Annotated in this window: 18 protein-coding genes and 1 pseudogene; 9 read left to right on the forward strand and 10 right to left on the reverse strand. The window is 71.1% G+C overall.

Annotated elements, in window-relative coordinates:
• Nucleotides 1–66: 66 nt before the first annotated feature.
• The 6 genes from ACFW47_RS28430 to ACFW47_RS28455 form a co-directional block, all read right to left on the reverse strand.
• Entirely contained in the window at nucleotides 67–1,218 is a 1,152-nt protein-coding gene (locus tag ACFW47_RS28430; protein ID WP_386284920.1) for an LOG family protein, read from the reverse strand.
• 26 nt (nucleotides 1,219–1,244) lie between these two features.
• Nucleotides 1,245–1,652 carry a VOC family protein gene (locus ACFW47_RS28435; protein ID WP_386307501.1) on the reverse strand — a complete coding sequence of 136 codons (408 nt, stop codon included), beginning with the start codon at nucleotides 1,650–1,652 and terminating at the stop codon, nucleotides 1,245–1,247.
• Between the two features lie 116 nt (nucleotides 1,653–1,768).
• Complete coding sequence (locus ACFW47_RS28440; protein WP_386307502.1) at nucleotides 1,769–3,157, reverse strand: hypothetical protein; 1,389 nt, start codon at nucleotides 3,155–3,157, stop codon at nucleotides 1,769–1,771.
• Nucleotides 3,139–3,927, reverse strand: coding sequence for an ABC transporter ATP-binding protein (locus tag ACFW47_RS28445; RefSeq protein ID WP_386284926.1), 789 nt, complete (start codon nucleotides 3,925–3,927; stop codon nucleotides 3,139–3,141). The genes ACFW47_RS28440 and ACFW47_RS28445 overlap by 19 nt, the downstream gene beginning before the upstream one ends.
• 194 nt (nucleotides 3,928–4,121) lie before the next feature.
• On the reverse strand, nucleotides 4,122–5,495 hold the full coding sequence (locus ACFW47_RS28450) for an aspartate aminotransferase family protein (RefSeq protein WP_386284928.1): 1,374 nt from the start codon (nucleotides 5,493–5,495) through the stop codon (nucleotides 4,122–4,124).
• A 2-nt stretch (nucleotides 5,496–5,497) separates the two neighbouring features.
• The gene (locus ACFW47_RS28455) at nucleotides 5,498–6,013 is read right to left on the reverse strand and encodes an Lrp/AsnC family transcriptional regulator (protein ID WP_272587865.1); all 516 of its coding nucleotides are present in this window, start codon (nucleotides 6,011–6,013) and stop codon (nucleotides 5,498–5,500) included.
• A 209-nt stretch (nucleotides 6,014–6,222) separates the two neighbouring features.
• On the opposite strand from ACFW47_RS28455, the gene ACFW47_RS28460 reads away from it, so the two are divergent.
• The 3 genes and pseudogenes from ACFW47_RS28460 (at nucleotide 6,223) to ACFW47_RS28470 (ending at nucleotide 9,575) form a co-directional block, all read left to right on the forward strand.
• Nucleotides 6,223–7,662, forward strand: coding sequence for a gamma-aminobutyraldehyde dehydrogenase (locus ACFW47_RS28460; RefSeq protein ID WP_386307503.1), 1,440 nt, complete (start codon nucleotides 6,223–6,225; stop codon nucleotides 7,660–7,662).
• A gap of 162 nt (nucleotides 7,663–7,824) precedes the next feature.
• Nucleotides 7,825–9,015, forward strand: coding sequence for a PotD/PotF family extracellular solute-binding protein (locus ACFW47_RS28465; protein ID WP_386307504.1), 1,191 nt, complete (start codon nucleotides 7,825–7,827; stop codon nucleotides 9,013–9,015).
• A 13-nt stretch (nucleotides 9,016–9,028) separates the two neighbouring features.
• Nucleotides 9,029–9,575, forward strand: a pseudogene (locus ACFW47_RS28470) (HXXEE domain-containing protein).
• Between the two features lie 23 nt (nucleotides 9,576–9,598).
• On the opposite strand, the gene ACFW47_RS28475 reads toward ACFW47_RS28470, so the two are convergent.
• From ACFW47_RS28475 to ACFW47_RS28485, 3 genes are all read right to left on the reverse strand, one after another.
• On the reverse strand, nucleotides 9,599–10,759 hold the full coding sequence (locus ACFW47_RS28475) for a serine hydrolase domain-containing protein (protein WP_386307505.1): 1,161 nt from the start codon (nucleotides 10,757–10,759) through the stop codon (nucleotides 9,599–9,601).
• 147 nt (nucleotides 10,760–10,906) lie between these two features.
• Nucleotides 10,907–11,626 carry a glycerophosphodiester phosphodiesterase gene (locus ACFW47_RS28480; protein ID WP_386284937.1) on the reverse strand — a complete coding sequence of 240 codons (720 nt, stop codon included), beginning with the start codon at nucleotides 11,624–11,626 and terminating at the stop codon, nucleotides 10,907–10,909.
• Between the two features lie 14 nt (nucleotides 11,627–11,640).
• Nucleotides 11,641–12,702 carry an adenosine deaminase gene (locus ACFW47_RS28485; RefSeq protein ID WP_386284939.1) on the reverse strand — a complete coding sequence of 354 codons (1,062 nt, stop codon included), beginning with the start codon at nucleotides 12,700–12,702 and terminating at the stop codon, nucleotides 11,641–11,643.
• A gap of 155 nt (nucleotides 12,703–12,857) precedes the next feature.
• Between ACFW47_RS28485 and ACFW47_RS28490 the strand changes: the two genes are divergently transcribed.
• Nucleotides 12,858–13,550, forward strand: coding sequence for a DUF4190 domain-containing protein (locus ACFW47_RS28490; protein ID WP_386284942.1), 693 nt, complete (start codon nucleotides 12,858–12,860; stop codon nucleotides 13,548–13,550).
• A 62-nt stretch (nucleotides 13,551–13,612) separates the two neighbouring features.
• Here ACFW47_RS28490 and ACFW47_RS28495 read toward each other — a convergent pair whose 3' ends face one another.
• The gene (locus tag ACFW47_RS28495; protein ID WP_386307506.1) at nucleotides 13,613–14,212 is read right to left on the reverse strand and encodes an NADAR family protein; all 600 of its coding nucleotides are present in this window, start codon (nucleotides 14,210–14,212) and stop codon (nucleotides 13,613–13,615) included.
• 203 nt (nucleotides 14,213–14,415) lie between these two features.
• Here ACFW47_RS28495 and ACFW47_RS28500 point away from each other — a divergent pair, with 203 nt between their 5' ends.
• The 5 genes from ACFW47_RS28500 to ACFW47_RS28520 are packed head-to-tail and all read left to right on the forward strand — an operon-like array spanning nucleotide 14,416 to nucleotide 20,147.
• Nucleotides 14,416–15,951, forward strand: a complete 1,536-nt coding sequence (locus tag ACFW47_RS28500; RefSeq protein ID WP_386284947.1) for a gamma-aminobutyraldehyde dehydrogenase — start codon at nucleotides 14,416–14,418, stop codon at nucleotides 15,949–15,951.
• Nucleotides 15,952–16,006: 55 nt separating this feature from the next.
• Complete coding sequence (locus tag ACFW47_RS28505; RefSeq protein ID WP_386284949.1) at nucleotides 16,007–17,254, forward strand: spermidine/putrescine ABC transporter substrate-binding protein; 1,248 nt, start codon at nucleotides 16,007–16,009, stop codon at nucleotides 17,252–17,254.
• A 5-nt stretch (nucleotides 17,255–17,259) separates the two neighbouring features.
• A complete protein-coding gene (locus tag ACFW47_RS28510; RefSeq protein WP_386284951.1) occupies nucleotides 17,260–18,417 on the forward strand; it encodes an ABC transporter ATP-binding protein in 1,158 nt (385 codons plus the stop codon).
• A complete protein-coding gene (locus tag ACFW47_RS28515) occupies nucleotides 18,417–19,346 on the forward strand; it encodes an ABC transporter permease (RefSeq protein ID WP_073731546.1) in 930 nt (309 codons plus the stop codon). The genes ACFW47_RS28510 and ACFW47_RS28515 overlap by 1 nt, the downstream gene beginning before the upstream one ends.
• A complete protein-coding gene (locus ACFW47_RS28520; protein ID WP_386284953.1) occupies nucleotides 19,347–20,147 on the forward strand; it encodes an ABC transporter permease in 801 nt (266 codons plus the stop codon).
• Nucleotides 20,148–20,167: the final 20 nt, after the last annotated feature.

The raw sequence follows: 20,167 nt of genomic DNA on the forward strand, positions 1-20,167 counted from the left end.
TCTATAAGCGGTGCATAAGCAGTGTCAACGCATGTGCCCGCCAAGGACGTTGGCTTTGCCCTCTTATTAACCGCCGAGACGTTTCAGCGCCTCGGGAGCCTCCTCGATCCGGTCGACCAGGGCGATCCGGGACTCCAAGGTCCGCCCCTCGGCGAGCGAGGTGAGGAGCTGCCACGCGGGCAGCTTCTCCGTCCAGTGCCGCCGGTCCACCAGGACCATCGGAGTGGGTTCGCCCCGTGACTCGTAGTAGTTCGGCGTCGCGTTGTCGAAGATCTCCTGCACGGTGCCGGCGGCGCCCGGCAGGAAGACCACGCCCGCGTTGGAACGGGCCAGCAGGCCGTCCTCGCGGGTGGCGTTGGCGAAGTACTTGGCGATGTGCGCCGCGAAGGCGTTGGGCGGCTCGTGGCCGTAGAACCAGGTCGGGATGCCGACCGAGGCACCGCCCTCGGGCCAGCGCTCGCGCACTTCGAACGCGGACCGCGCCCAGTCGGTGACCGACGGCGTGAACGAGGCGACCTTGGCGAGGAGCAGCAGGGCCTCCTCCAGCATCCCGTCGCCGAACGGGGCCGCGTACGCGCCGAGGTTGGCCGCCTCCATCGCACCCGGACCGCCGCCGGTGGCCACGGTGAAGCCGGCGCGGGCCAGCTCGCGGCCCAGGCGTGCGGCGCCCGCGTAAGCGCTCGTGCCGCGCGCCATGGCGTGACCGCCCATGACGCCGACCACGCGTGCGCCGGCGAGGAGTTCGTCGACCGCGTCGGAGACGGCGTCGTCGTGGATCGCGCGCAGCATGGAGGCGAACACGTCGCCGTCCGCCTTGGTCTGCTGGAACCAGTCGTAGGCGAGGGCGTCCGGGGTCGCCTCGTAGCCCTCGTCGAGGGAGGCGTACAGCGCGTCCGGGGTGTAGACGTGCGCCCGGTAGGGCTCGAAGGGCAGACCCGGTATGGGCGGGAAGACCAGTGCGCCGGCGGCACGCACCCGGGCGGCCGCCTCGGGAGCCATCCGGCAGCCGAGGAAGACGGCGCCCGTGGGGTCCGCGGACATCAGGGCGTCCGTACGCTCCGTCAGGTCGACGGCCTGGACGCGGTAGTGGGCGAGTGTGCCGTGCGCCGAGACGACGTGGTCGAACTCGGCGAGGCTCTCGATCTCCCGGTCGTGCGAGGCGTGGTGGGACTGCTGGAGGGACGGTGAGCCGGGCTGGGCGGGTGTCGTCGAATCCACCCGCCCATGCTAGGCGTGCGCGCGGGTCAGCCCTGGACCGCGGCCGGGTCCATCCAGACGACCTCGAAGGTGTGGCCGTCGACGTCGTCGAAGGCGCGGCCGTACATGAAGCCGTGGTCCTGGGTCTCGCCGGAGACGGAGCCGCCGGCCGCGACCGCCTTGTCGACCAGTTCGTCGACCTTCTCGCGGCTCTCGGCGCTCAGCGCGATCAGCACCTCGCTGGACTTCGTCGAGTCCACGATGTCCTTCTTCGTGAACTGGCGGTACTTCTCCGGGGTGTGCACCATCACGACGATGGTGTCGCTGAGCGGGATCGACGCGGTGGAGTCGTCGCTGAACTGGGCGTTGATCTCGTAGCCGAGCCCGGTGAAGAACTTCCTCGAGGCGTCGAGGTCGTTGGTGGCCAGGTTCACGAAGATCATCTGCTGGTACATGGGGCCTCTCCCGTCGGTGTCCTGCTGCTGTCGTGCCGTTCGAGAGGTTAGACGCGCGGGGAGTGCGGAACTCATCGCCGGATCGGAGATTTTTTCGAGAAGACTTGCCACGCCCCTCAGCGGGCCAGCGGCAGGGACGCCAACTGGGCGACGATCAGGGTCAGCGGGGCGAACAGGGTGAGCAGCGCACCGGCGCGTACGGCCGCCGCGGCGCGCAGCGTCGCCGGGGGCGCGCCCAGCCGGAGCAGGGCGTCAGTCGTGTCGGTGCGGGCGTGTTTTGCCTCGACGGCGGCGGTGAGCAGGGTGGCCACCGTGCAGCCGGCCACGACGAGGGTGCCGAGGGTGCTCAGCGGACCGAAGTCCGGGCCGCCGGTGTCGTAGAGGGTGGTGGCCGCGTAGGCGGCGCAGGCCACGGCGCAGACGACGCCGAGGGGGCGGCCGATGCGGTGCGACTCCTCCATGAGGACGCGGCCGGCGAGGAGGCGCAGGGCGCCGGGGCGGGCCGCCTGCAGCAGGCGGCCGCAGAGGTGGGTGAGGCCCGGGCCGGCGAGGGCGAGGCCGAGGACGGTGAGGGACCAGCCGAGGAGGACGGCGGCGGAGGGGGTTGTTCCGGGGGTGGCGGTGTCGCCGGCGTAGGTCTCGACCGCGAGGCCGGCGGTGAGTACGGCGATGCCCCAGGGGAGGGTGGTGGTGTGGGGGCGGGGGGCGGTGGGGCCGGGTACGGCGTCGGGGGTGGGCGCGTTGCCGTCCGGCGTGGCCGGGGGCTGGGTGTCACCGGCCTGCGTGAGCAGGGCGCCTTCCCCGGAGCCGGTCCCATCGGCGCCCGCCCGAGCTGCCCCAGCGGCAGGACTGTCCGCAGGCTGGGCCGCTGCCGAGGCCGATGCCAGGCGGGCGCCGTAGCGGCCGTAGGTGCCGAAGGTCTCGCGGGCCGCGCCCCAGCCGTACGCGCCGAAACGGCCGTAGCGGCGGGGGCCGGTGTCGGAGGCGGGCCTCGGGTCGCGGGGGCGGAGGTTGAGGGCGACGGCGGCCGACGCGGCGGCCGGTACCAGGGTCAGCAGGGTCACCACGGCCGGGGCGGGAAGGCGCTGGCCGAGCGCCAGCGCCTCGGTCACGGCGCCGTCGGCCGGCGTGCCCGTGAGGTCTCCGCGCAGGTACAGGAAGCCGAACAGGGCCGCCACCGAGCCGAGGGCCGCCGACAGGGCCGTGGTCGTCGCCGAGACCGCCATCAGCCGGCCGGGGCCCAGGCCGATCGCCGACAGTCCCGGGCGAGGACGCGTGCCGGGGTCCGTGCGGGCCACGGCGACGGCGAGGTACACCGTGGCGGCCAGCGGTGCCGCGCACCAGGCCAGGCGGAGGGTGGAGGAGCCGGGCGCGTCCGGATGGGTGAGCGCGTGGCCGAGGGCACACAGCAGCAGGAAGCCCGTGCCCGCCGACGCCACCGCGACCAGCAGGCGGCGCAGTTGGACGGCGAGGCGGGCGGCGCCGGTCAGGCGGAGAGCGAGCACGCCGCCCGGCCTTCCGTTCCGGGGGTGCCGGATGTCCCGCCGGCCCCGGTGGCCACCGCGGTCTCCGCGACCGGAGGCAGGTGCACGGTCCGCACCCGCCGTCCGTCGAGCAGGGACACCGTGCGGTCGGCGAGGGCGGCGGTCTGCGCGTCGCCGGTGGCGAGCAGGACGGTGATGCCGTGCGAGCGGGCCGCGGTGGTGAGCGTGCGCAGGACGTGCGCGCGGTCGACTCGGTGCAGCGGCGCCGTCGGCTCGTCCGCGAAGAGCACCGCGGGCGCGACGGCGAGCGCGCGGGCGATGCACACGCGCTGCCGCTCGGCCTGCTGGAGCTCGTGCGGGCGCCTGCGGGCCGTCCGGCCGCCGACGTCGAGGCGGTCCAGCCACTCCATGGCGGCGGTCTTGGCCCGGCGCCGGCCGGTGCCGCGCAGCATGAGGGGCAGGGCGGCGTTCTCCCAGGCGTTGAGTTCCGGGACGAGCACCGGGGCGGGGTCGATCCAGCCGAAGCGGTCCCGGCGCAGTCGCTCGCGCTTGAGCGGGCCCATGGTGTGCACCGGCAGGCTGTTGAACCAGACCTCGCCGTCCTGCGGCCGGACCATGCCGGACAGGCACCGCAGCAGCGTGGTCTTGCCGCTGCCGCGCGGGCCGCTCACGGCGAGGATCTCGCCCTCGCGGACGCCGACCGACACGCCTTGCAGCGCGGGGGAGCCGTCGTGGTGCGTGAAGTGCAGGGCGCGGGCCCACAGCACGTCGTTGTCCGGCGGAGCCTCCATGGGCGTACACCTCGGTTCTGATCCGTGTTTCCCCGTTCGCGTCCCCCGTACGGGCGAACGAAGGCGGGGCCGATCGGTCACTGGGCACCGTAGGCAGTCGCCGTGGGGAGGCCGGACAGCACGCGGCCCCGGGACGCCGTGTCTCACTCGAACGGGCGGCACCGGGGCCGGATGATGATCCTCTGGAAGGATGATCAGAGCTTCGTCCACGCCTCCGTCAGCGTGGCGCGCAGGATCTGCTCGATCTCGTCGAAGGTCTCCTGGTTGGAGATCAGCGGCGGGGCGAGCTGGATGACCGGGTCGCCGCGGTCGTCGGCACGGCAGTACAGGCCGTTGTCGAAGAGTGCCTTCGACAGGAAGCCGTACAGGACCCGCTCGGTCTCCTCCTCGTTGAACGACTCCTTGGTGTTCTTGTCCTTGACCAGCTCGATGCCGTAGAAGAAGCCGTTGCCGCGGACGTCGCCGACGATCGGCAGGTCGAGGAGCTTCTCCAGCGTCGCGCGGAAGTTGCCCTCGTTGTCGAGGACGTGCTGGTTGAGGCCTTCGCGCTCGAACAGGTCGAGGTTGGCGATGCCGACCGCGGCGGAGACCGGGTGGCCGCCGAAGGTGTAGCCGTGCAGGAAGGTGTTGTCACCCCGGTAGAACGGCTCGGCCAGGCGGTCGGAGATGATGCAGGCACCGATCGGGGAGTAGCCCGAGGTCATGCCCTTGGCGCAGGTGATCATGTCCGGGACGTAGCCGAACTTGTCGCAGGCGAACGTCGTGCCGAGGCGGCCGAAGGCGCAGATGACCTCGTCCGAGACGAGCAGCACGTCGTACTGGTCGCAGATCTCGCGCACCCGCTGGAAGTAGCCGGGCGGGGGCGGGAAGCAGCCGCCCGCGTTCTGCACCGGCTCCAGGAAGACGGCGGCGACCGTCTCCGGGCCCTCGAAGAGGATCTGCTGCTCGATCTGGTCGGCGGCCCAGCGGCCGAAGGCCTCCGGGTCGTCGCCGAAGAGCGGGGCGCGGTAGATGTTGGTGTTCGGGACCTTGTGCGCGCCCGGCACCAGCGGCTCGAAGGGGGCCTTCAGGCCCGGCAGGCCGGTGATGGACAGGGCGCCCTGCGGGGTGCCGTGGTAGGCCACCGCGCGGGAGATGACCTTGTACTTGGTCGGCTTGCCGGTCAGCTTGAAGTACTGCTTGGCGAGCTTCCAGGCGGTCTCGACCGCCTCGCCGCCGCCGGTGGTGAAGAAGACCTTGTTGAGGTCACCGGGGGCCTCGTTCGCCAGGCGCTCGGCCAGCTCGACGGCCTTGGGGTGGGCGTAGGACCACACCGGGAAGAAAGCGAGCTCCTGCGCCTGCTTCGAGGCGGTCTCGGCCAGCTCCTGGCGGCCGTGTCCGGCCTGGACCACGAACAGGCCGGCGAGACCGTCGAGGTAGCGCTTGCCCTTGTCGTCGTAGATGTGGGTGCCCTCACCGCGGACGATGGTGGGGACGGGGGCGTTCTCGTACGACGACATGCGGGTGAAGTGCATCCACAGGTGGTCGTATGCGGTCCTGCTGAGGTCCTTGGGGCTGTCGGTGCTCACGATTATCGGGTTCCCCACATATAGGTCTGCTTCTTGAGCTTGAGGTAGACGAAGCTCTCGGTGGAGCGCACTCCGGGGACGGCCCGGATGCGTTTGTTGATGACGTCCAGGAGGTGGTCGTCGTCCTCGCAGACGACCTCCACCATCAGGTCGAAGGAGCCCGCTGTCATCACCACGTACTCGCATTCGGACATGGCCGTCAGCGCGTCGGCGACGGACTCCACGTCGCCCTCGACGTTGACACCGACCATCGCCTGGCGGCGGAAGCCCACGGTGAGCGGGTCCGTCACGGCGACGATCTGCATCACGCCCTGGTCGAGCAGCTTCTGGACGCGCTGGCGCACGGCCGCCTCCGACAGGCCCACGGCCTTGCCGATGGCTGCGTACGGCCGGCGGCCGTCCTCCTGGAGCTGTTCGATGATGGCGAGGGAGACGGCGTCCAACTGGGGTCCGCCGCTCCTGGACTCGCGGGAGTCCTTCTGGTCTGCGCTTCGACTGGCCACGGCTTCACTGTGCACGACGTATCGACAGTTTCGCAAGCCCGGATCGATGAAATTCGTTGTCTGAGACGTCAGCATCGACGGATTTCGCAACCTGGAGGCGACCGGGGGTGTTGAAAACGTGGGGTCTGCGTCTAGGGTGGGTGTCTCAGTGTTTGGACACGCGCGACAGCGGCGAGGTCCGAACCGGAGAGACCGAAGAAGACACCGAACTTGGAGGGCCGGCAGTGAGCACCGAGCTGCGTCGTCTGCGCAACTACATCGACGGTGAGTTCCGGGACGCCGCCGACGGACGGACCACGGAGGTGGTCAACCCCGCCACGGGCGAGGCCTACGCGACCGCCCCCCTGTCCGGGCAGGCGGACGTCGACGCCGCCATGGCGGCCGCCGCCGCGGCCTTCCCGGCCTGGCGGGACCTGGTCCCGGCCGAGCGGCAGAAGGCCCTGCTCAAGATCGCGGACGCGTTCGAGGAGCGGGCCGAGGAGCTGATCGCGGCCGAGGTGGAGAACACGGGCAAGCCCGTCGGGCTGACCCGCTCCGAGGAGATCCCGCCGATGGTCGACCAGATCCGCTTCTTCGCGGGTGCGGCCCGGATGCTGGAGGGCCGCAGCGCCGGCGAGTACATGGAGGGCCTGACCTCCATGATCCGCCGCGAGCCGATCGGCGTCTGCGCGCAGGTCGCGCCGTGGAACTACCCGATGATGATGGCCGTGTGGAAGTTCGCCCCGGCGCTCGCCGCGGGGAACACGGTCGTCCTCAAGCCGTCCGACACGACCCCCGCCTCGACGGCCCTGATGGCCGACATCATCGGCTCGATCGTGCCCAAGGGCGTCTTCAACGTCGTCTGCGGCGACCGCGACACCGGCCGCCTGATGGTCGAGCACGAGACCCCGGCGATGGCCTCCATCACCGGCTCGGTGCGGGCCGGCATGTCGGTCGCCGAGTCGGCGTCGAAGGACCTCAAGCGGGTCCACCTGGAGCTCGGCGGCAAGGCGCCGGTCGTGGTCTTCGAGGACACCGACATCCCCAAGGCCGTCGAGGGCATCTCGGAGGCGGGTTACTTCAACGCCGGCCAGGACTGCACCGCCGCCACCCGCGTGCTGGTCCACGAGTCGATCCACGACGAGTTCGTGAGCGCGCTCGCCAAGGCCGCGTCGGAGATCAAGACCGGCCAGCCGGACGACGAGGACGTCCTGTACGGCCCGCTCAACAACCCGAACCAGCTCAAGCAGGTCTCCGGGTTCATCGAGCGGCTGCCCGCCCACGCCAAGGTCGAGGCGGGAGGCCACCGGGTCGGCGACAAGGGGTACTTCTACGCCCCGACCGTCGTCTCCGGCCTCAAGCAGGACGACGAGATCATCCAGAAGGAGGTCTTCGGCCCGGTCATCACCGTCCAGTCCTTCCGTGACGAGGACCAGGCGGTCGAGTGGGCCAACGGCGTCGAGTACGCGCTGGCCTCCTCTGTGTGGACCAAGGACCACGGCCGCGCCATGCGGATGTCCAAGCGGCTGGACTTCGGCTGCGTGTGGATCAACACCCACATCCCGCTGGTCGCCGAGATGCCGCACGGCGGCTTCAAGAAGTCCGGCTACGGCAAGGACCTGTCGGGTTACGGCTTCGAGGACTACACCCGGATCAAGCACGTGATGACGTCGCTGGACGCGTGACGGACCCGGCTCCACGTGTGCGGCCCCGGACGGGGGACCCCGTCCGGGGCCGCACACGTGGACCGCGGACTCGCCCCGGTCGACAGGGTGTCGGACCTGGCCGGACCCGCTCGACGCAGCGTCGATTGTCCCGGTGAGCGCGGGCGCGGGACCCTTCGTGCCATGCCCCTGCTCCCGAGGACGCCCTCGCTCTCCCGTCGTACCCTCCTGCGCGGTCTGGGCGGCTCCGCCGCGCTCGGCGCACTGGCCGGCTGCGGCGTACCGGCCGCCTACGTCGCACCGGGCGACCGCGCCGCCACCGACCGGTCCGCCACCGAGAAGCGGCTGACCTGGGCGAACTGGCCGCTGTACATCGACACCGACGACGAGCGTCCGAACCGGCGGCCCACGCTGGAGGCGTTCGAGAAGGAGTCGGGCATCTCCGTCGAGTACATCGAGGAGATCAACGACAACGACGAGTTCTTCGGCAAGATCAGCCCGTCCCTGATGAACCACCAGCCCACCGGCCGCGACCTGATCGTCATCAGCGACTGGATGTGCGGCCGGTTCGTACGGCTCGGCTGGGTGCAGGAGATGGACCGCTCCCGCCAGCCGAACGTCACCCAGTACCTGGACCCGCTGCTGCGTTCGCCCGCCTTCGACCCGGGCCGGAAGTTCACCGTGCCCTGGCAGTCCGGCATCACCGGCATCGCCTACAACCGCCGTCGGCTCGGCCGGGAGGTCCGGCACGTCTCCGACTTGTGGGCGGACGACCTCAAGGGCCGGGTGACCCTGCTCTCCGGCATGGACGAGGCGTTCGCGCTGCTGATGCAGGGCAACGGCGTCGACATCACGGACTGGACGGCGGACGACTTCCACGCGATGTGCGACCAGGTGGAGAAGCAGGTGGCCAAGGGCCAGGTCCGCCGCTTCACCGGCAACGACTACATCAAGGACCTCTCCAGCGGTGACGTCCTGGCCTGCCAGGCCTACTCCGGTGACGTGATCCAGCTCCAGGCGGACGACCCGGACATCGAGTTCGTCGTCCCCGAGGAGGGCGCCGAGCTGTGGTCGGAGTCCCTGATGATCCCCAACCTGGCCCGCCACAAGGCCAACGCCGAGCGGCTGATCGACTTCTACTGCCGGCCGGAGGTCGCCGCCGAGCTGGCCGCGTGGGTCAACTACGTCTGCCCCGTTCCCGCCGCCCAGGACGTACTCGCCTCCTCCGACGACGAGGAGACCGCCGCGCTGGCCGAGGACCCGCTGATCTTCCCGGACGCGGCGATGCGCGGACGGCTCGCCATCGCGAGGGACATCGCGGCGGGGGAGCGGTCGGAGTTCGCGAAGCGGTGGAACGGGATCGTCGGGGTGTAGCGGACTGGCCGCCGTGGCGAATTCACCGGACGATGAAAAAGTGGGTGCGGCGGTCTCGCCGGGGCTGCCGGCCGCCCGGGCGCCGCACGACGCCGGGGAACCGGCGACCGTGCCGGGCTGGTGGCGGCGTGAGCCGCCCGCCCTGCGCGAGCGGTTCCCCACCGTGCCGGAGGCCGTGCGGCGGCGGGCCGGGACGGTGGACCGGCGGGAGTTCGCGGTGGCGGCCGGGGCGATGGCCGCCGTCGTGGCCGCCGCGTCCGCCGCGGGAGGGGTCACCGGCGGCCGGTCGGCCGCGTACCAGACGGCGCTGAACGCCTTCGGCCTGCACGGCCTGGTCCACCTCGCCCAGGCCGGCACTGGTGCGCGGTTGCCCGCCCGGGGCCGCGACCTCGCCGCTCGTCGTCGTCTTGTTCACGCTCTGGGCCCGCCGCCGGCTGCGCCGTGCCGGTGTCCTGCGCGCCACGCGCCCGCGCGTCCTCGCCGTGGGGCTCGGCTCGGCGGGCGCGGCGACGGCAGGGGCGCGCGCGGTGGCGTGGCGGGTGGCGGGGCGCGGCGTCTGACGGACGCGGTGCCCGACGGGGGGCTACTTGAGCGCGGCCATGGTGATCCGGTCGAGGACCGGCTTCGGGTCCGCGCTCTTGGCGTCCGTGGAGTTGACCGAGCAGACGACGGTGCGGCTCAGGTCGCGGGTGCCGCCGATGAGCGCGCTGTATCCGTAGCGGGACCCCGACTTGCCCCAGAAGATCTCGCCGTCGACTTCCTTGTACTCCAGCCCCGCGCTGCGTCGCGCGCCCGGGACGCCCGCTGGGGTCGTGAACATCTCCTCCAGTTCCGGCTGCGGCACGATCCTTCCGCGGAACAGCTTGGTGAGCAGCTTCTCCAGGTCGGCAGTGGTGGAGATCATGTCGCCGGCCGCCCAGCGGTCCGCCTGGTTCCACTCGGTCACGTCGAGGAGCTTCACCGTGCCGTCCGGCTGCTCCACCGCCTGGTAGCCCCGGTTGTGCGGGCCCCGGATGCGGGGGTCGGTGCCGGGGAAGTACGTGTGGTGCATGCCGGCCGGGCGCAGGACCAGGCGTGTGGCCACGGAGGCGTACGACTGCCCCGTCACCTTCTCGATCAGCAGGCCGAGGACCGTGTAGTTGATGTTCAGGTACTGCTGCCGCGTCCCCGGAGTGAAGTCCTCCGGTCCCTTGGCGATCGCCGACGCCGCGACCTGGCGCGGGGTGAGGGTCTCGAAGCGGTGCGCGTACACCTCCGCGAAGTCGTCGCCGAGACCGTCGCCCGGCTTGATGCCGCTGGTGTGGTTCAGCAGTTGGCGCACGCTGATCGGCTGCTCGAACTCCGGCGTGAACAGCTCGGGGAGGTAGCCCTGCACCGGCGCGTCCAGGTCGATCTCGTCCTGGGCCGCGAGCCGCAGGACGGTGGCGGCGGTGACGACCTTCGTGACCGAACCGGCCCGGAAGCGGGCGTCGGGGTGTGCCGGCCGGTCACCGGCCAGGCCGCGCACGCCCGCGCTGCCGTGCCAGTCGCCGTCGGGGTCGCCGACCCGCACGAGGGCGGCGGTGGCGTACTGGTTCGGGACGACGGAGAGCGCGTCGCGCAGTGCCTTCTCGTCCGGCCCGTCCCGGTCCACGGACCCGGCGACCGCGGCGGGCGGCGCCGCGAACGCCGGGGCCGCCAGTGGCCCGGCGGCCAGGGCGAGGACCACGGCGGCGGCGAGGGCGGAGTGGGTGCGGACACGCATCGACTGCTCCAGGGGAAGACGGTTGCGGCGGAAGGATCGTCGATCATCCTTCTGCGCCGCGTCCCGCGGCGGATCGTCGGTGAGTAGGGCGCCCGCCCCATGGCCGGACTCAGGGAACTCCCGCATAAAACAGGGGAGTTGTGCGGGTCATCCCCTACGGGCCGGGACAGGTCCGGCACCGCCGCGCAGCGCGCACAGCGTGTCGATGCGGTTGGTGGTGATCGAGTCGACGCCCAGCGCGATCAGCCGGCGCATGGAGCGCCGGGTGTCGGGGGTCCACACCGACAGCAGGCAGCCGTCGCCGTGGACCCGCTCGGCCAGGGCCCGGGTCACCAGCCCGAACCGGTAGTTCAGCCACCGCGGCCGCACCGCCGCCAGCAGCGCGGGCCGCGGCGGCGCCGCCGTCGTCCAGGTCATCGCGATCTCGGCGGCGGGGTCGGCGGCGCGCACGGCGAGCATGGCCGCGGCGCCCGCCGTGTAGTACACGCGGTCCTGGGCCCCGCACTCCCGGACGACGTCCACGACGCGCCGCACCGCCCGCTCGCCCGGACCGCCCGGCAGGTCCAGCATCAGCCGGCTGCCGTCGGTCGCGGCCAGCGCCTCGGCGAGCGTCGGCACCCTGCCCGCCGTCAGCCCGCGCACCTCCTCGGCGGACAGGGACCGCAGCGGCCTGTCGTGCCCCCACAGCCGCTTCAGCGTCTCGTCGTGCAGCAGCACGGGCACGCCGTCGCGGGTGAGCCGTACGTCGGTCTCGACCGCGTCGGCGCCGCGGTCGAGCGCGGAGCGCAGCGAGTCGAGCGTGTTCTCGCGGTACCGGTACGGGTCGCCGCGGTGGGCCACGGCGGTCAGGTCGCGTGCGGGACTCATGGCGGCCACCCGGCTCAGGAGGTGAGCCAGGCGGAGGTGTACGTGTCGATCTCGTCCCTGATCCGGGCCTTGCCCGGCGCGTCCAGGAACGAGGCGTCGACCGCGTTCTTCGCCAGGTCGGCGAGGCCCCGTTCGCCGAGACCGAGGAGCCGGGCGGCGACGGCGTACTCGTTGTTGAGGTCGGTGCCGAACATCGGGGGGTCGTCGGAGTTGATCGTCACGATCACCCCGGCGCCTACGAACTCCTTGATGGGGTGCTCGTCCAGGGTGCGCACCGCGCGGGTGGCGATGTTGGAGGTCGGGCAGACCTCCAGGGGGATGCGGTGCTCGGCGAGGTGCGCCAGCAGCTTCGGGTCCTGGGCGGAGCTGGTGCCGTGCCCGATGCGCTCGGCGCGCAGGTCGGTGAGCGCGTCCCACACCGTCTGCGGACCGGTCGTCTCGCCGGCGTGCGGCACCGAGTGCAGCCCGGCGGCGATCGCGCGGTCGAAGTACGGCTTGAACTGCGGCCGGGCCACCCCGATCTCGGGTCCGCCGAGCCCGAAGGAGACCAGGCCCTCCGGGCGCAGCCGGTCGTCGGTGGCGAGCCGCGTCGTCTCCTCGGCGGACTCCAGACCGGCCTCGCCCGGGATGTCGAAGCACCAGCGCAGTACGGTCCCGAACTCGGACTCCGCCGCCTTGCGGGCGTCCTCGATCGCGTCCATGAAGGCGCCCTCGTCGATGCCGCGCCGGGTGGAGGAGAACGGGGTGATGGTCAGCTCGGCGTACCGCACCTGCTGCCGGGCCATGTCCCGGGCCACCTCGTACGTCAGCAGCCGGACGTCCTCGGGGGTGCGGATCAGGTCGACGACGGACAGGTACACGTCGATGAAGTGCGCGAAGTCCGTGAAGGTGAAGAAGTCGACCAGGGCCTCGGGGTCGGTGGGGACCTTGGAGTCGGGGTGGCGCGCGGCCAGTTCCGAGACGATGCGCGGGGAGGCGGAGCCGACGTGGTGGACGTGCAGTTCGGCCTTGGGCAGCCCGGCGATGAAGGCGTGCAGATCGCGCGGGACGGCGGGGTCGACGAGGTGCTCGGTCAAGGGTTCCTCCCCGGAACGGCGCCCCGGGCCGCGCGGGCGGCGGCGGGACGCGGGTGATCGGCTGATCGGCGGTACGGGGATCATCGTAGGCCGGTCTCACGCCGGACGGGCGGGGCCCGTAGCATGACGGGCACGATCGACCCAGGGGGACGGAAATGACGGACGCGACACGGCCGGGCGGGGACTCCAACGGCGCCAACGATCCTTGGGCGCCCCCGGAGAGCCGGCCCTCGCTGGACAAGAACCGTGACGCCGCGACGGGAGTGCCGCAGCAGCCGGCCCAGCCCGCCGCCGGCGACGTGCCGCCCTGGCAGCCGCCGCCGTCCGCGCAGCCGCCGTCCGTGCACGACCAGGCCACGGTCGTCTCGATGCCCGCCGCCGGGTTCCCCCCGCCCGAGTCCGCGGTGCCGCCACCGCCGATCGCGCCCGGCGGTCCTGGTGTCCCGGGCGGGTACGGCTACCCCGCCTACCCCCAGGGCGGTTACGGCTGGGGCGCCGCCCCGCTGCCCCCGCAGAACGGCATGGGCACGGCGGCGATGGTGCTCGGCATCCTGGCCTGCTGCATGTTCTGCGCGTACGGCATCGTCTCGTTGGTGCTCGGCATCCTCGCCGTGGTCTTCGGCGTCAAGGGGCGCCGCAAGGCCGAGCGCGGCGAGGCCAACAACCACGGACAGGCCCAGGCCGGCTTCATCATGGGCATCATCGGCATCGTCCTCGGCATCGCCGTGATGGCCCTGATCGCCGTCGGCATCATCGCCGCGATCAACGAGGACTCGGAGTACGAGGACCCCTACTACGGCGCCCCGCGCCCGGCGGCGGTCTCCGTGGCGGCGCAGGCGCAGAGCTGAGCAACTGAGGAGCAGGGCTGCTGAGCAGAGGCGGCCGGCGCCCGCGGGAGGGACCGCGGGCGTCAGCCGCCTTCACGCAGCCGCTCCCGCGCCGCCATCAGCGCGAACCCCAGCAGATTCGGCCCCCGCCACCGCTCCGGGTCCGTCGCCGCCTCGTCGTCCGCGGCCAGGCCGATGCCCCACACCCGGTCCACGGGACTCGCCTCCACCAGTACCCGGTCGCCCGTGCCCAGCAGGAACCCGCGCAGCGCGGGGTCCGAGGCGAACTTGTGGACGCTGCCCTCGACGACGACCGAGAAGCGCTCCCGCTCCCACACCGCCTCGTCGAAGCCGCGCACCAGCCGCCCCGTCTTCTTGGCCTCGGCGGGATGCTCCGCCGCCAGCACTCGGCGCTCCGCCTCCGCGTCGCCGAAAAGCCTGGCCTTGCCCGCCATCATCCAGTGCTCCGCGGTCGCGTACTCCACCCCGGCCACGGTGAACGGTGACGGCCACCACTGGCTCAGGCAGCTCGGGCCGATCCGGCCGTCGGGGCGCGGCCGGTGCCCCCAGAAGCAGAGGTACTTGATCCGCTCGCCGGCCCGGACCCGCCCGACCAGCGCTTCCCTGCCGTCGATGCTCTCCACTGCCGACTCGTGTCCCGCCGCCCCCGTGATCTTCTCCATGCACGCGAGTCTGGCACGCGCCACTGACACTCCGTCCGGCCTTTTCCGTGGCGACTCGACACCTGGTCGACAGATTCCGTCGCGTAACCAAATGGCAACAACGGAATCACTTGTTGGTGGCCTAGTGCTCTGTCAGGATCGGCACTCACATCGAGCCTGAGCCACGCCGGCCCCCGTACACGGGGAGACCGAGGAGAGCCGACATGCACAACCCGGGCAACGACACCCCGGACCGATTCCCGGCCCAGGACCGCTTCGCGGACGGGGCCCAGTACATCGCGGGCCGTCTCACGAGGGGCACCTCCGGACGCACGCACACCGTCGTCGACCCGGCGACCGGCGACGAGGTCCTCACCTACGAACTCGCCGGTCCCGACGACGTCGACGCGGCCGTCGCCGCCGCGCGGGAGGCGTTCCCCGGCTGGGCCGGCGCCACCCCGGGCGAGCGCTCCGACGCCCTGCACCGGTTCGCCGCCGTCCTCGCCGACCGCGCCGAGGACTTCGCCCGCGCGGAATCCCTGCAGTGCGGGAAGCCGCTGAAGCTGACCCGCGAGTTCGACGTGCCGGGCACGGTCGACAACGCGGCCTTCTTCGCGGGCGCCGCCCGGCACCTCCAGGGCCAGTCGGCGGGGGAGTACTCCGGCGACCACACCTCGTACGTGCGCCGAGAGCCGATCGGCGTCGTCGGGTCCATCGCGCCCTGGAACTACCCCCTCCAGATGGCCGCCTGGAAGATCCTCCCGGCGGTCGCCGCGGGCAACACCATCGTGCTCAAGCCCGCCGAGATCACCCCGCTGACCTCCCTGATGTTCGCCCGGGCCGCCACCGAGGCCGGCATCCCGGACGGCGTCATCAACATCGTCACCGGCACGGGGAGAGAGGCGGGCGAGCACCTGGTCGGCCACCCGGACGTCGCCATGACCTCCTTCACCGGCTCCACCGCCGTCGGCAAGCGGGTCGCCGAGGTCGCCACCGCCACCGTCAAGCGCCTCCACCTGGAGCTGGGCGGCAAGGCGCCGTTCCTCGTCTTCGACGACGCCGACCTCGACGCCGCCGTCCACGGCGCGGTCGCGGGCGCGCTCATCAACACCGGTCAGGACTGCACGGCCGCCACGCGCGCGTACGTACAGCGGCCCCTGTACGACGCGTTCGTCGAGAAGACCGCCGCCCTCATGGACACCGTCCGAGTCGGCGACCCCTTCGCCCCGGGCACCGACCTCGGTCCGCTGGTCAGCCACGTCCAGCGGGACCGTGTCGCCGGTTTCGTCGACCGGGCGCGCTCGTACGCACGCGTGGTGTGCGGCGGCGAGGCACCGCGGGGCGACCTGAAGGGCGGCGCCTACTACCGGCCCACCCTCATCGCCGACGCGGCGCAGGACAGCGAGGTCGTCCAGTCCGAGATCTTCGGGCCGGTCCTGGTCGTCCTGCCCTTCGACACCGACGACGAGGGCCTCCGGCTGGCCAACGACACGCCGTACGGGCTCGCCGCCTCCGCCTGGAGCCGGGACGTGTACCGGGCGAACCGCGCCACCCGCGAGATCAAGGCGGGCTGCGTTTGGGTCAACGACCACATCCCGATCATCAGCGAGATGCCGCACGGCGGGTACAAGGCGTCCGGCTTCGGCAAGGACATGTCCGCCTACTCCTTCGAGGAGTACACGCAGGTCAAACACGTCATGTTCGACAACACCGCGGTGGCGGCCAAGGACTGGCACCGCACCGTCTTCGGGGACCGATAGTCACGACGAGAGGCCGCCGACCACGGCCGACCCACCCGAAAGGGCAACCACGCGCATGGAGCAGTACGAGCCCGACCGCCTGTCACCGGCCCAAGTGGCCGCCATGCGGCGCAGTTTCACCAGCGGCAGGGCCGCCCTCACCCGCCGCTCACTGCTGCGCGCCTCCGCGGGCGGCGCGCTCGCGGCCGGCGGACTCGGCACGCTGAGCGCCTGCGGCATCCCGCCGGCCGGCAAGACCGAGGGCGGTGTTTCGTCCGACGACCGGTCCAAGGAGGAGAAGGAGGTCTCCTTCTCCAACTGGACCGAGTACATGGACGTGGACGAGAGCGGCCGGCGGCACCCGACGCTGGAGGCGTTCACCAAGCGCACCGGCGTCAAGGTCAAGTACACCGAGGACATCAACGACAACAGCGAGTTCTTCGGCAAGATCCAGCCGCAGCTCTCCGCGGGTCAAGAGACCGGGCGCGACATCATCGTGCTCACCGACTGGCTGGCCGCCCGGCTGATCCGCCTCGGCTGGGTCCAGAAACTGGACCCGGCCAACCTGCCGCACGCCTTCGCCAACCTGTCGCCGCAGTTCCGCAACCCCGACTGGGACCCGGGCCGCGCCTACTCGTACCCCTGGCAGGGCATCGCGACCGTCATCGCCTACAACAAGAAGGCGCTGGACGGCGTCGAGGTGAGGACGGTCTCCGACCTGCTCGACAATCCCAAGCTCAAGGGGCGGGTCGGGTTCCTCACCGAGATGCGCGACACCGTCGGCATGACGCTGCTCGACATGGGCAAGGACCCGGCGCGCTTCTCCGACGACGACTACGACGCGGCGATCGCCCGGCTCCAGAAGGGCGTCGACCGCGGCCAGATACGCCGCTTCACCGGCAACGACTACACCGCCGACATCAACAAGGGCGACTTCGCGGCCTGCCTGGCCTGGGCCGGGGACGTCGTCCAGCTCAAGGCGGACAACCCGGACATCGACTTCGTCATCCCGGACAGCGGCTACATCACGTCCAGCGACAACATGCTGGTCCCCAACAAGGCGCGCCACAAGACCAACGCCGAGCGGCTCATGGACTACTACTACGAGCCGGGGCCCGCCGCGCAGCTCGCCGCGTACATCAACTTCGTCTGTCCCGTGGACGGGGTGAAGGACGAGCTGGCGAAGATCGACGAGGACGCGGCGAACAACCCGCTGATCATTCCCGACAAGGCCATGCAGGCCCTCTCCCGTGCCTTCCGCTCACTGAGCCCGAAGGAAGAGACGGCCTACGAAGAGAAGTTCGCGAAGCTCACTGGGGCGTGACGACGATGAAGACCACAGACTCGACGGAGCACGGCGGGGACGTCCGCCTCTCCGGCATCAGCAAGACCTACGGCTCCTTCACCGCCGTGCACCCGCTCGACCTGACCGTGCCCCAGGGTTCCTTCTTCGCCCTGCTCGGCGCCTCCGGCTGCGGCAAGACCACCACCCTGCGCATGATCGCCGGACTGGAGGAGCCCAGCAGCGGCACCGTCCACCTCGGCGACCAGGACGTCACCGCGCTGCCGCCGTACAAACGGCCGGTCAACACGGTCTTCCAGTCCTACGCCCTCTTCCCGCACCTCGACATCTTCGAGAACGTCGCCTTCGGCCTGCGCCGGCGCGGCATCAAAAGCGTGAAGAAGCAGGTCGAGGAGATGCTCGGCCTGGTCCAGCTCGGCGAGCAGGCGCGCAAGAAGCCGCACCAGCTCTCCGGCGGCCAGCAGCAGCGCGTCGCGGTCGCCCGCGCCCTGATCAACCATCCCAGGGTGCTGCTCCTCGACGAGCCCCTCGGCGCCCTCGACCTCAAGCTGCGCCGCCAGATGCAGCTGGAGCTCAAGCGCATCCAGACCGAGGTCGGCATCACCTTCGTGCACGTCACGCACGACCAGGAGGAGGCCATGACGATGGCCGACCAGGTCGCCGTGATGAACGGGGGCCGGGTGGAGCAGCTGGGCGCCCCCGCCGACCTGTACGAGAACCCGCAGACCACGTTCGTCGCCAACTTCCTGGGCACCTCCAACCTCATCGAGGCCGAGGTCGACACCCGCAGCGGCGGCGACGTCGTGGTGAAGGCGGCCGGCGACAAGCTGGTCCTGCCCGGCGCCAGGTGTTCCGCGCCGGCCCGGACCGGCGGCAAGGTGCTGGTCGGAGTGCGCCCGGAGAAGATCAGCCTGACGCACGCGGACGACGCCGGCTCCATCCCCGAGGGCCGCAACCGCATCACCGGAAAGATCAGCAACACCAGTTTCATCGGCGTCTCCACGCAGTACGTCGTGGACTGCGCGGCCTGTCCCGAGTTCGAGGTGTACGCCCAGAACATCGACCGCGACGCCCGCCTCGCCCCCGGCGCCGACGTCGTCCTGCACTGGAACCCGGCGCACACCTTCGGCCTGGACGCCGACCAGGACATCGACGCGGGAGTCGCCGAGGGTGAGGCCGCCTGATGTCCACCCTCACCGAGGCGCCACCACCGCTCTCCCCGCCGGCCCCGGAACAGAAGCCCCCGCGCAAGCGGGGCCGCTGGACGCCGTACTGGCTGCTGCTGCCCGGCATCCTGTGGCTGGTCGTCTTCTTCGCCGCGCCGATGGTCTACCAGGCCTCCACCTCCGTGCAGACGGGCTCACTGGAGGAGGGCTACAAGGTCACCTGGCACTTCGTCACCTACTGGGACGCGGTGTCCGAGTACTGGCCGCAGTTCCTGCGATCGGTCGCCTACGCCGCCTCCGCCACCGTGCTGTGCCTGCTGCTCGGCTACCCGCTCGCCTACCTGATCGCCTTCCGCGCGGGCCGCTGGCGGAATCTGATCATGATCCTGGTGATCGCGCCGTTCTTCACCAGCTTCCTGATCCGCACCCTGGCCTGGAAGACGATCCTCGCGGACGGCGGCCCGGTCGTCGGCGTCCTGAACACGCTGCACGTACTGGACGTCACCAGCTGGCTCGGCTGGACGGCCGGCGACCGCGTGCTGGCCACACCGCTCGCGGTGGTCTGCGGCCTGACGTACAACTTCCTCCCCTTCATGATCCTGCCGCTGTACACGTCGCTGGAGCGCATCGACGGACGGCTGCACGAGGCGGCGGGCGACCTGTACGCCAAGCCGTCCACGGTCTTCCGCAAGGTCACCTTCCCGCTGTCGATGCCCGGCGTCGTCTCCGGGACGCTGCTGACCTTCATCCCGGCGACCGGTGACTACGTCAACGCGTCCCTGCTGGGATCGGCGGACACCGGAATGATCGGAAACGTGATCCAGTCCCAGTTCCTGCGGGTGCTGGACTATCCGACGGCGGCGGCGCTCTCCTTCGTCCTGATGGCCGCGATCCTCGCCATGGTCACCTTCTACATCCGCAAGTCCGGCACGGAGGATCTGGTTTAAATGACCTTCGTCAACTGGCTCAAGCGCAATCTGGTCGTCATCGCCGGACTGCTGACCCTCGCCTATCTCCTGCTGCCCAATGTCATCGTCACGGTTTTCTCGTTCAACAAACCGAACGGGCGCTTCAACTACGAATGGCAGCAGTTCTCCACGGACGCCTGGAAGGACCCCTGCGGCGTCTCCGGACTGTGCGGCTCCCTGTCGATCAGTCTCCAGATCGCCCTCTGGGCGACGCTGGGCGCCACCGCGCTGGGCACGGCGATCGCCTTCGCGCTGGTCCGCTACCGCTTCCGGGCGCGGGGCGCGATCAACTCGCTGATCTTCCTGCCGATGGCGATGCCCGAGGTCGTGATGGCGGCCTCGCTGCTCACCCTGTTCCTCAACATGGGCGCCCAGCTCGGCTTCTGGACGATCCTGATCGCCCACATCATGTTCTGCCTCAGCTTCGTCGTGACGGCGGTCAAGGCGCGCGTGATGTCGATGGACCCGAGGCTGGAGCAGGCCGCGCAGGACCTGTACGCCGGTCCCTTCCAGACCTTCGTCCGGGTCACGCTGCCCATCGCCGCCCCCGGGATCGCCGCCGGCGCGCTGCTCGCCTTCGCGCTCTCCTTCGACGATTTCATCATCACCAATTTCAACGCGGGCTCCACCGTCACCTTCCCCATGTTCGTGTGGGGATCGGCCCAGCGCGGCACGCCCGTCCAGATCAATGTCATCGGTACGGCCATGTTCGTGATCGCCGTACTGTTCGTCCTGGCCTCCATGGTCATCGGCAACCGCCGAAACCGCCGCAAGGCATAAAGCGCATCAGTGTATTCGTA

The sequence above is a fragment of the Streptomyces sp. NPDC058796 genome (assembly GCF_042745235.1).
GTDB lineage: Bacteria > Actinomycetota > Actinomycetes > Streptomycetales > Streptomycetaceae > Streptomyces.

Excerpts from the sequence above, each read along its gene's own strand:
- ACFW47_RS28435 (WP_386307501.1), bottom strand. The coding sequence starts at position 1,652 with ATGTACCAGCAGATGATCTTCGTGAACCTGGCCACCAACGACCTCGAC.
- ACFW47_RS28445 (WP_386284926.1), bottom strand. The coding sequence starts at position 3,927 with ATGGAGGCTCCGCCGGACAACGACGTGCTGTGGGCCCGCGCCCTGCAC.
- ACFW47_RS28465 (WP_386307504.1), top strand. The coding sequence starts at position 7,825 with ATGCCCCTGCTCCCGAGGACGCCCTCGCTCTCCCGTCGTACCCTCCTG.
- ACFW47_RS28475 (WP_386307505.1), bottom strand. The coding sequence starts at position 10,759 with ATGCGTGTCCGCACCCACTCCGCCCTCGCCGCCGCCGTGGTCCTCGCC.
- ACFW47_RS28480 (WP_386284937.1), bottom strand. The coding sequence starts at position 11,626 with ATGAGTCCCGCACGCGACCTGACCGCCGTGGCCCACCGCGGCGACCCG.
- ACFW47_RS28490 (WP_386284942.1), top strand. The coding sequence starts at position 12,858 with ATGACGGACGCGACACGGCCGGGCGGGGACTCCAACGGCGCCAACGAT.
- ACFW47_RS28495 (WP_386307506.1), bottom strand. The coding sequence starts at position 14,212 with ATGGAGAAGATCACGGGGGCGGCGGGACACGAGTCGGCAGTGGAGAGC.
- ACFW47_RS28500 (WP_386284947.1), top strand. The coding sequence starts at position 14,416 with ATGCACAACCCGGGCAACGACACCCCGGACCGATTCCCGGCCCAGGAC.
- ACFW47_RS28505 (WP_386284949.1), top strand. The coding sequence starts at position 16,007 with ATGGAGCAGTACGAGCCCGACCGCCTGTCACCGGCCCAAGTGGCCGCC.
- ACFW47_RS28510 (WP_386284951.1), top strand. The coding sequence starts at position 17,260 with ATGAAGACCACAGACTCGACGGAGCACGGCGGGGACGTCCGCCTCTCC.
- ACFW47_RS28515 (WP_073731546.1), top strand. The coding sequence starts at position 18,417 with ATGTCCACCCTCACCGAGGCGCCACCACCGCTCTCCCCGCCGGCCCCG.
- ACFW47_RS28520 (WP_386284953.1), top strand. The coding sequence starts at position 19,347 with ATGACCTTCGTCAACTGGCTCAAGCGCAATCTGGTCGTCATCGCCGGA.